Annotated in this window: 10 protein-coding genes; 4 read left to right on the top strand and 6 right to left on the bottom strand. The window is 75.3% G+C overall.

The window, feature by feature from the left end; translation table 11 throughout:
• Window positions 1–326: 326 nt before the first annotated feature.
• Entirely contained in the window at window positions 327–593 is a 267-nt protein-coding gene (locus FHN55_RS22680) for a hypothetical protein (RefSeq protein ID WP_180357779.1), read from the bottom strand.
• Window positions 590–1480 carry an aminoglycoside phosphotransferase family protein gene (locus tag FHN55_RS11000; RefSeq protein WP_139712367.1) on the bottom strand — a complete coding sequence of 297 codons (891 nt, stop codon included), beginning with the start codon at window positions 1478–1480 and terminating at the stop codon, window positions 590–592. Before FHN55_RS11000 ends, FHN55_RS22680 begins: the two co-directional genes overlap by 4 nt.
• Before the next feature lie 46 nt (window positions 1481–1526).
• Here FHN55_RS11000 and FHN55_RS10995 point away from each other — a divergent pair, with 46 nt between their 5' ends.
• Complete coding sequence (locus FHN55_RS10995; RefSeq protein WP_139712366.1) at window positions 1527–1808, top strand: putative quinol monooxygenase; 282 nt, start codon at window positions 1527–1529, stop codon at window positions 1806–1808.
• A 135-nt stretch (window positions 1809–1943) separates the two neighbouring features.
• Here FHN55_RS10995 and FHN55_RS10990 read toward each other — a convergent pair whose 3' ends face one another.
• Genes FHN55_RS10990 through FHN55_RS22675 form a run of 3 tightly spaced genes read right to left on the bottom strand, consistent with a single transcriptional unit; the run spans window position 1944 to window position 4126 of the window.
• Window positions 1944–3353, bottom strand: a complete 1410-nt coding sequence (locus tag FHN55_RS10990) for a PASTA domain-containing protein (RefSeq protein ID WP_139712365.1) — start codon at window positions 3351–3353, stop codon at window positions 1944–1946.
• On the bottom strand, window positions 3350–3925 hold the full coding sequence (locus tag FHN55_RS10985; protein WP_139712368.1) for a SigE family RNA polymerase sigma factor: 576 nt from the start codon (window positions 3923–3925) through the stop codon (window positions 3350–3352). Before FHN55_RS10985 ends, FHN55_RS10990 begins: the two co-directional genes overlap by 4 nt.
• A 42-nt stretch (window positions 3926–3967) precedes the next feature.
• The gene (locus FHN55_RS22675) at window positions 3968–4126 is read right to left on the bottom strand and encodes a hypothetical protein (RefSeq protein ID WP_180357778.1); all 159 of its coding nucleotides are present in this window, start codon (window positions 4124–4126) and stop codon (window positions 3968–3970) included.
• Between the two features lie 114 nt (window positions 4127–4240).
• On the opposite strand from FHN55_RS22675, the gene FHN55_RS10980 reads away from it, so the two are divergent.
• From FHN55_RS10980 to FHN55_RS10970, 3 genes are all read left to right on the top strand, one after another.
• Window positions 4241–4693, top strand: a complete 453-nt coding sequence (locus FHN55_RS10980; RefSeq protein WP_180357777.1) for an STAS domain-containing protein — start codon at window positions 4241–4243, stop codon at window positions 4691–4693.
• Between the two features lie 116 nt (window positions 4694–4809).
• On the top strand, window positions 4810–7227 hold the full coding sequence (locus FHN55_RS10975; protein ID WP_139712363.1) for a SpoIIE family protein phosphatase: 2418 nt from the start codon (window positions 4810–4812) through the stop codon (window positions 7225–7227).
• A gap of 72 nt (window positions 7228–7299) precedes the next feature.
• On the top strand, window positions 7300–8322 hold the full coding sequence (locus FHN55_RS10970; protein ID WP_139712362.1) for a LacI family DNA-binding transcriptional regulator: 1023 nt from the start codon (window positions 7300–7302) through the stop codon (window positions 8320–8322).
• A 315-nt stretch (window positions 8323–8637) separates the two neighbouring features.
• Here FHN55_RS10970 and FHN55_RS10965 read toward each other — a convergent pair.
• A partial coding sequence (locus FHN55_RS10965; RefSeq protein ID WP_257570876.1) for a DUF4287 domain-containing protein occupies window positions 8638–8964 on the bottom strand: 327 nt, incomplete at its 5' end.

Raw genomic sequence — 8964 nt, 5'->3', positions numbered from 1 at the left:
TCCTGCCCGACCTCACCCACGTCCTCTACTGACCACGCCCCGCTTCAGGCATCACGTCACCGCGGGGCTGAGGTTGAGCTTCATCCCCTCGTGCGTGGCTTTGAACCCGAGCCGAGAGAAGAGCGGTGCGCGTCGGCGCGGCGCTTGTCGGTGGTCAGCTGGACCAGGGCGCACCCGCGCCGTCGTACCTCGTCCACCGCCCAGCTCGCCACCGACGTGCCGAGCTGGGCGGTAGACCGGTGCCCGGCAGCCACGCGCACAGCCTTGCTGTACGCGCAGTGCTCCTCGGCGGGCGAGCCCCGGGAGGAAGGCCAGCTGCAGCGAGGTCACCTCCTCGCGACCGCCGACAGGGACAGCTGCGAGGAGCAGGTGACAGAGCCGGAGTTCCGCACCGTGCGCGCAACTCGGGAGACCACCACGTGCTGCAGCATGTCGACCGCGAGGCGCTGACGGCCCGGGTCGTCGTCGTCCCTCGAGGACGAGGAGCGCGAGTCCTCCGGTGGAACCTCGCCGACGTCGCCGCCTCCCGGAGCGGCTGGGCGGACGTGCGCGCGGCCGGGGGCTGCGGCCGCCGCGATGAGGAACGCGCTCACCCCAGGGCAGCGCTGCTCAGCGTGCGCGCGACCGGGGCGAGCACCGGCCACCTCCAGCACTCCTGCACGCACCGCGCGAACAGCCACCGCACCAGGCGCTCCTCGTCCAGGTCCGTGACCCCGGCGACGGCGCGCACCAGCGGGTCGGTGTGGAGCTCGCGCTCGCAGTTGAGGAAGTGCTGGACGACGTCGTAGTGGGGGTCCCCGACGTGCGGCTTGGGGTCGATGAGCAGCCACGGGGATCGCCGACCGGAGAGCACGTTGCCGGCGTGCAGGTCGGTGCACAGCAGCACCTGCTCGCGTGAGGTCGTGGGCAGCTCGTCCCACAGGACGAGGCCCTCGCGCACTAGCGCCGGGTCGAGCACACCCGGTGCCCTCTCGTGGCCGGCCCGTGCCTGCTCGCCCCACGCCTCGCACATCTGCGCCAGCGTCCGGAAGCCGTGGCCAGCGGGCAGTGCGGCGGTGTGGAGCTGACGGACGAGGTCACCGACCACGCGGTGCTGCTCGTCGACGGGCCTGGTCCGCAGCTCCACGCCCGGACGGCACCGCTCGAGGAGCATCGCCGTGGTCCGCCCGTCCATCGAGCAGGTGTGGACGGCCACAGCGCCGCGACCGGCCCACACGGCGAGGCCCGCTGCCTCGTCGCGGCCCTCGTCGTGCGTCCACGCCACCTTGAGCACGACGTCGCGGCCGTCGGCGTCACGCGCCGGCGCCACCCACGAGACCGTGCCGCCGGGCTCGAACGGATCCCCCACCTCGAGGCGCCACTGCTCGGCGAGGTCGGCGACGCGCTGCGGCAGCTCCGCCAGCCACTCCCGACGGGCCGGATCAGCGCTGCGCGCGGTGGCCTCTGCCAGCGCCGAGGTCACCACCACCGCTGGGGCCACATGGGCAGCCTAGGAAGGCAGCCAACGGGGCGGCTAGCGTCGAGTCGTGGACGAGGTCCGGCTCACGGGTCAGCTCGTCTGCCGCACCGCCGACGACGTGCGCCTCGTGACCGAGCTCCTGCCGCAGCACGTGCGCCTCTCCAGGGCCGAGCCCGGGTGCCTGAGCTTCGACGTCGGCCTCACCGACGACGGCCGCACGTGGCAGGTCGACGAACTGTTCGACAGCCCGGAGGCGTTCCGCGCCCACCAGGTCCGGGTCAGGGGCAGCGCGTGGGGCCGGGCGACCGCGCACCTGGAGCGCCGGTACGTGCTGGAGGGCCTGGCCTGATGAGGAGCAGGCCGGTGTCCCACGTGTCCGCAGGTCCACCGCGGTCCTCGTCTCGTCAGCGGACCGGGGTGACGGAGCGCGCGGCGACGCGCCCCGTCACCCACCACGACGCCGCCGGCGAGCGGGGCGTTGCACCTACCTCGCGATGAAGAGGTGCACGCCGGTGCCCTCCGGCACCTGCTCGTCCGTGCCGGGGGTCGCCTTGACGACCATCCCCGACGGCGCGGACCCCGCGTCCCGGACCGTGACCTCGCTGACCGGGAGGTGGTACCGCTCAAGGATCCAGGCGGCCTCCGCCTGCGACAGCCCCACGACCTCGGGTGCTGGGCGGCCGCTCAAGGTCGCCTGCCGGGCGAACTCCTCCTGCTGCTCGCGCGCCGCCTGCTCCTCCTGGGGGGTCAGCGACCTCACCGGCTCCGGTGTGTAGGGCGGGATGGGCTCGCTCGCGTACCAGAGGTTCGGCGCCAGCTGTCTGCGGCCCAGCGCCGGCCACCCCGAGGTGTCGAGGTCGTCCGGGACCAGCCACGTGGTCGAGATGGACTGCTGGTCCTCGGTCGAGCCGAGCGATCCTTCACCAGCGAGCTGCTCCGGAGGCTGGCACATGCTCCCGCTCGAGCCTCCGACGAAGCTGAAGAAGCAGAGCTTCCCCAGCGGCAGCGCGCCCACGACGAAGGTGCCCTCCTCGCCCTCGTAGAGGAGCCTCAGGGAGCCCGGCACGATCGCGTTGATGCCTGCGTACTCGAAGCCCGCCGCCCTCTCGTCCGCGGCGGTCGGTGCTGCGCGCAGCTGGGCGTACCGGTCCACCGGGGGCGTCGCGGCGCTCGCCTCCACCCACACCCCGTGGACGTACGGGACGACGCCCTCCGCGGTCAGGGGCTCGGTCTGGGCGTCGGTCGCGCCGGCTGGGACCAGCCACACCCGCGGCGCCGCCGAGCCGTCGGAGACCTCCACCGGCTCGGAAAGCGCGGCCTCCGGGGCGCAGGCCCCCTGGTCGACTCCCGGCCCGGCGACCTTCCAGCACACGCCGCCGTCGGCGGTGAGCCCAGCCCAGTACCCCACCTCGCCGAGCTGGGTGATCATCCGCACCGACCCGGCCACCACGTCGTCCCCGAGCCGCGAGACCCCCTCCAGGTCGGTCGGCCACTGCGCGTGCGCCAGGCCGTAGAAGCCGGACCACTCCTCCCCGGGGTACGAGGGCGACGACGGCGACGGCTGCGCGGTGGCTGCCGGGGCCGGCGCACCGCTGCCGTCGTGCACGGCGCTCAGCACGGCGGCCACGATCACCGCGGCTGCCGCTGCTGAGGCCACCGCCGCCACCACCAGGCGCGAGCGCCAGCGCTTCGGCGCTGCGTCGTCGTCGGCTCCCAGCAGCTCGACCACCGTCGCCGACGCGGCCGCGCCCGTCGAGCCCGGTCGGTCTGCGGCTGCGGCGTGGACCCGGGCGAGCCGCTCCCCCAGCGCTGCGGGCTCCACGGTCCTGAGGGCGGCGCGGGCGCCCAGCGCCTGCGCCACCCGGCGCTCCAGCGCCTCGTCGGTCGGGCTCATCGGGGACCTCCGGAGGACGGCGAGGGGCCGCCGAGCCGGCGCTGCAGCGCGGCCACGGCCTTGTGCGCGGTGGACTTCACAGTGCCGCGGGAGATGCCCATGGCCTGCGCGGTGGCGGCCTCGTCCAGCTGCGACCAGTAGCGCAGCACCACCACCTCGCGCTGGCGCTGCGGGAGCGCGGCGACGGCGGCGAGCACCTCTCGGCGCTCGTCGTCGAGCAGGGCCAGCTCCTCGGCGGACGGGTCCGGCGCGGCGTGCGGCGGCGTCCAGGCGCGGGCGGTGCGGCGGCGGCGGAGCACCGACCGGGCGCCGTTGACCACCGCCCGGTTGAGGTAGGACTGGGCGCGCGCGGGGTCGTCGAGCTGCTCCCATCGGCGCAGCAGGCCGGTGAAGGCCTCCTGGGCGACGTCCTCGGCGCTGGCCTCGTCGTCGACGAGCAGCAGCGCCAGCCGGACCGTGGCGGCCCAGCGCTGCACGAAGAGGTCGTCGAACGTCGGCCCGGCCGGGGCGGCGGGCGCGGCCGTCACGGGCGGCGGGTGGTCGTCGTCGTGCGTGGTGGCCACTGCTGACATCACCGGGTCTCCTCGCGCGCCACCACGGTGATGGCCCCGCCCTCAAGACGCCTCAGGCGCCTCGGGGTTGCCTCCACCGCCGGACTTCTTCGCGGCGGAACCGCAGCGTCGGGCGCCCTCGGGGCTCCAGGCGGTCACAGCGACGCCGTGCGTGCGCAGGTGGAGCTCGGGGACGGGGGCGCTCGACCGGGAGTCGTCCACGGCGGCACGGTAGGGGGTGGTCGCTGATCGACGGGCGCAGACGCCCGGGGTGATCGACGCTGGAGGCCAGAGACCACGATGGGCCGAGCGGTGGTCCCTGGCGAAGGCGAGCGCATGGCTCACGGCCTGCTCATCCGGCTCCACCACGAACGAGGCGTGCCGGTGCTGGCCGTGGCGGGCGACCTCGACTTCGCCTCGGCCGACCAGCTGCGCCTGCACGGCAGGGAGCTGGTCGACTCGGCGCTGTCCCCGCAGGGACCGGACCGCGTCGCGCAGGCGGTGCCCGTGGTGGTGCTGGACGCGTCGCAGATCGCCTTCGTCGACTCCGCGGGTCTCGGGGCGCTGGTGACGCTCCTCAAGCGGACGCTGGCGCACCGCGCGGGGTTCAGCATCGCCGGAGCGTCCGAGCCGCTGCGGGCCCGGCTCTCGACGACGGGGCTCGACATGGTCGTCGCGCTGCACTCCACGGTCGACGAGGCCGTCTGCGCCGCGACCGGCGACCCGGCCCCCGCGGCACGGCGTTGCCCGGTCGCGGGCGACACACCTGGCCCCCGCGCCGGCGCCTGATGACATCATCGGTCCCGACGCAGGGGTGCTCGGCAGCTCCTCCTGACCGGCTGGCCCCTCCACCGGGTCCTGCCGGCGCCTGGGCTCCCGCGCTGACGACCACCGAAGGCGAGATCGTGAACGGCTCTGACCACGCCGCCGCCGCGGCGCCTCCTGCCCGGCGCGCCGCCGCCGTGGTCCAGGTCCAGCCCGACGCCTCAGCGGCCGTGCTCATGGTGGACCTGCCCTCGCGCTCGGTGCTGTACGCCAACGACGTCGCCACCCAGATGGCGCCGGGCCTGTCCCTGCCGGTCAGCGTCGACGCGTGGGCCACCGCCGCAGACCTCAGGGACCTCGACGGCGAGCCCCTCGACGAGACCGCCCACCCCCTGTCCCGCATCGCGCGGTTCGAGCCGGTGGCCGGGCAGGGCGTGTCCGCCGCCCGCCGCAGCGACCTCGGGGAGCGCCGCGAGCCGCTGTGGGTGGTGGCACTGCCCCTCGACGACGCCCCCAACCTCGCGGGCCACGCGCTGGTGGTGTTCCTGCCCGTGGCCGAGCGCGAGGCGCTGCAGCAGCGAGCGGAGGACGCCCACGCCGCGGGGGTGGTCGCCGAGGCCTCCCGGCAGGTGGGGGCCGCCGCCGGTGACGGGGTGGCCGTGCGCGAGGCGGCGGTCCTGGCGACGGGCCTGTCCTTCACCGTGGCCGACGCCCGGACCCCGGACATGCCGCTGGTGTGGGTGAACCCGGCCTTCACCGCTGTGACCGGCTACACCTTCGAGGAGACGGTCGGCACCAACTGCCGCTTCCTGCAGGGTGCGGCCACCGACCGCGCGGCCACGCGCCGCATCCGCGCGGCGCTGCGGGCCGGCGAGCCCATCACCGAGACGCTGCTGAACTTCCGCGCCGACGGCACGGCGTTCTGGAACCAGGTGGCGCTGAGCCCGGTGCACGACGCCGACGGGGTGCTCAGCCACTACGTGGGCATCCAGACCGACGTCTCGGCCCGCGTGGCCGCAGACGCCGAGCGCGACAGCGCGCTGGTCGCCGCGAGGGAGGCCCGCGCCGAGGCGGAGGCCGCCCGCGGCGAGGCGGAGGCCGCCCGCGCGGACGTGGAGGGCGCCCACGCGCGCCTGCAGCTGCTGGCGGAGGTGACGCGGCAGCTGTCGGAGGTGGTGGACCCGCAGCAGGCCCTGGAGCGCCTGGCCCACCTGGTGGTGCCGAGCATCGCCGACTTCGCGATCCTCGCCGTGGTCTCGGACGGGGTGCAGCTGCCGGTGCCCACCCGCGCCAGCCAGCGGGCCGTGGCCTCCGGCGCTCGTGGCGGGCGGCTGGGCATGCACGACGTCGCGTGGTGGCACCGCGACCCGGCGGCGCTCGACGTGCTCGCGGAGCACGCGCGGACGCGCCTGACGTCCCTGACGCCCGAGGGCCGCCAGGCGCTGGCCTCACTGGTGGGCCCCGACGCCCAGAACGTGGTGGCGCTCCCGGCCCCCGCCGACGCCGCCGCGGTGGGCGCCGCCCCGCAGGACGGTGAGGACGACGAGGACGCCGACGTCGACGTCGTCGCCATGATCAGCGCGCTGCTCGCGCCGGGACCGGCGCGCCGCTCGCTGGAGCAGCTCGCACCGGCGTCGATGGTCACGCTGCCGCTGCGCAGCCGCGGCCGGACGCTGGGCCTGATGACGCTGGGCACCGACGGCGGCCTGCCCCCGCTGCGCGAGACCGAGCTGTCGCTCGGCGCCGACATCGCCGCTCGCGCAGGGCTCGCGCTGGACCGCGCCCGGCTCTTCCGGCAGCAGCGCGACCTGGCCGAGGGGCTGCAGCGAGCCCTGCTGGACCTCTCACCGACCGCGGCTCCCGGGCACGTGCAGGTGGCGGTGCGCTACGTGGCCGCCGCCGAGGCCGCCGCCGTGGGCGGTGACTTCTACGACGTCTTCACCCAGCCCGACGGCGCCGCCGTCGCCGTCATCGGCGACGTCATGGGCCACGACACGCAGGCCGCGGCGGCCATGTCGCAGCTGCGCACGATCGTCCGGACGCTGGGCATGGTGGGCACGGACGACCCGCGCCAGGTGCTGACCCGCGCGGACGAGGTGATGCGCGCCTCCGGGGTGGAGACCACCGCCACCGCCGCCGTCGTCCGCGTCGCCGTCCCCGAGCACGACGAGCCGGCGCTGGAGGACGTGCCCGGCGCGGTGGAGGTGCAGTGGTCCAACGCCGGCCACCCGCCACCGGTGGTGGTGGACGCCGAGGGCCGGGTCTCGCTGCTGGAGGCGAGCACCACCGACCTGCTCATGGGCGTGGACCCGGGCACCCACCGGCGGCTCCACCGCACGCGGCTGGCGCCGGGCGCTCTGCTGCTCCTGTACACCGACGGACTGGTGGAGCGGCGCGGGCAGGCGCTGTCGGAGGGCATAGCCCGCCTGCAGGTGGTGGTGGCCGAGGCGGTCGAGACCTGCGGCGACCTGGAGGAGCTGGTGGACGCCGTGCTCGCGCAGATGCTGCCGGCGGCGTCCTCCGACGACGTCGCGGTGCTCGCGGTCTGCCTCAGCTGAGCAGACCGGGTCACCCCCGACCTCGGCGGGTGGCGCCCGCGGGGCGGGGGCCGCACCGGCTTTGATGTCCCCATGACGACGCAGCGCCGGCCGGTGACCATGGCCGACGTCGGGGCGGCGGCGGGGGTCACCAGCCGCACGGTGTCCAACGTGCTCTCCGGCAACAAGCCGGTCACCCCGGCGACGCGCGCCGCGGTCATGGCGGCCGTGCGGACCCTCGGGTACCAGATGAACGTCACGGCCCGGGGCCTGAGGACGGGGCGGACCGGTCTGCTCACCGTGGCCGTGCCCGCCCTGCGCATGGACTACTTCGCCGAGCTGGCCCTGGCGGTGGTCGACGAGGCCGAGCGCCTGGGGTGGGCGGTCACCATCCAGCAGACCCAGTCCGACCGGGAGCGGGAGCTGGCCATCCTCGGCGGGCACGACCGCCTGCTCAGCGACGGGCTCATCTTCCAGCCCCACGCGCTGGGCCCGGTCGACCGAGACCTGCTCGTCAGCGACCAGCCCGTGGTCCTGCTGGCCGACCACCCGCTGGACGCCCGGGCCGACCAGCTGGTGCTGTCCAACGAGGAGATCGGGCGTGCAGCCACCGCCCACCTCGTCGACCGCGGGTGCCGGCGCGTCGCGATGATCGGCCCCAACCAGGACCCCGGCCCCAGCACCGCCGGCACCTACAGGCTGCACGGGTACGCGCGGGCGCTCCAGGCAGCGGGCCTGCCGACCGGGCCCGAGCTCGTGGTGGAGGCTGACCGGTGGACCTGGGAGGGCGGCGCCGCGGCGGCGGAGGACCTGCTCGCGTCCGGCACCCCCTTCGACGGGCTCTTCTGCGGCAACGACTCCCTGGCGCTGGGCGCCCTGCACGTCCTGCGCAGCCACGGCCTGGACGTCCCCGGAGACGTCGCGGTCATCGGGGTGGACGACGTCAAGGACGCCGCGCGCAGCCGCCCTGCGTTGAGCACCGTCGCCATCGACACCAGGAGCGTCGCCGCCGACGCGGTGCGCCTGCTGGTGGCCCAGATCGAGGGCGACCCCTCCTACGGGGGGCCGCAGACGCGGCTCATCCCGCACCACCTCGTGCAGCGCGGGACCACCTGAGCACCACGGCGCCGGGGGCCGGGGGCCGGGGGCAGAGGGAGGGCCGCAGCCCGTCGGTCAGGACGGACTGCGGCCCTCTGCGCGGCTGCTGCGCAGGAGGACCGCAGTCCGTCTGGGGGGAACGGGCTGCGGCCCTCAGCACACGGCTGAGCCTGCGCTCGCTGGACGCCTCAGCTGTTTGAGCACCAGCAGGGAGCACGCTAGTTCATCGATGAACTTGATCGCACCTCCGTCCCTCGAACGGCGTGTCGAACGGGGACGACGGCCGCCGAAGAAGCGGTCGGAGCCTGTTCTCGACCCCATCGGGGGTGTCCGTCACCCGCCGGCCGCAGGACGGCTGGCGACCCCGTCCAGGTGCAGCTCGGTGGAGGCGTCGCGGTGGCTGCCGGTGGAGCCGACGTGCTTGTCGCTGATGCTCGCGCCGTTCTTCAGCACGCCGTAGAAGGCCATCGCGTGGCCGCGGCCGATGCCGTAGTCCTCCGCCAGCCACGCCACCACCTCACCGGCCTTCGTGGTGGGCCCGTAGCCGCGCTCCGCGGCGATGTCGAGCAGCTGGCGCGGCGTCTTGCCGCTCTTGGCCTCGACGGCGTCGAGGTAGGCCTGGTAGGACATCGGCGCTCCTGGTGGGTCGGTGGGTCGGTG

It is taken from the genome of Streptomyces sp. NP160 (assembly GCF_006335115.1).
Lineage (GTDB): Bacteria > Actinomycetota > Actinomycetes > Actinomycetales > Quadrisphaeraceae > Quadrisphaera.
Note: the sequence above shows the minus strand (reverse complement) of the source record. Positions and strands in the feature narration are given on the sequence as shown.

What these genes read in the sequence shown, in the direction of transcription:
- FHN55_RS10990 (WP_139712365.1), bottom strand. Translation starts at nt 3,353, where the DNA reads ATGAGCCCGACCGACGAGGCGCTGGAGCGCCGGGTGGCGCAGGCGCTG.
- FHN55_RS10985 (WP_139712368.1), bottom strand. Translation starts at nt 3,925, where the DNA reads ATGTCAGCAGTGGCCACCACGCACGACGACGACCACCCGCCGCCCGTG.
- FHN55_RS10980 (WP_180357777.1), top strand. Translation starts at nt 4,241, where the DNA reads ATGGCTCACGGCCTGCTCATCCGGCTCCACCACGAACGAGGCGTGCCG.
- FHN55_RS10970 (WP_139712362.1), top strand. Translation starts at nt 7,300, where the DNA reads ATGACGACGCAGCGCCGGCCGGTGACCATGGCCGACGTCGGGGCGGCG.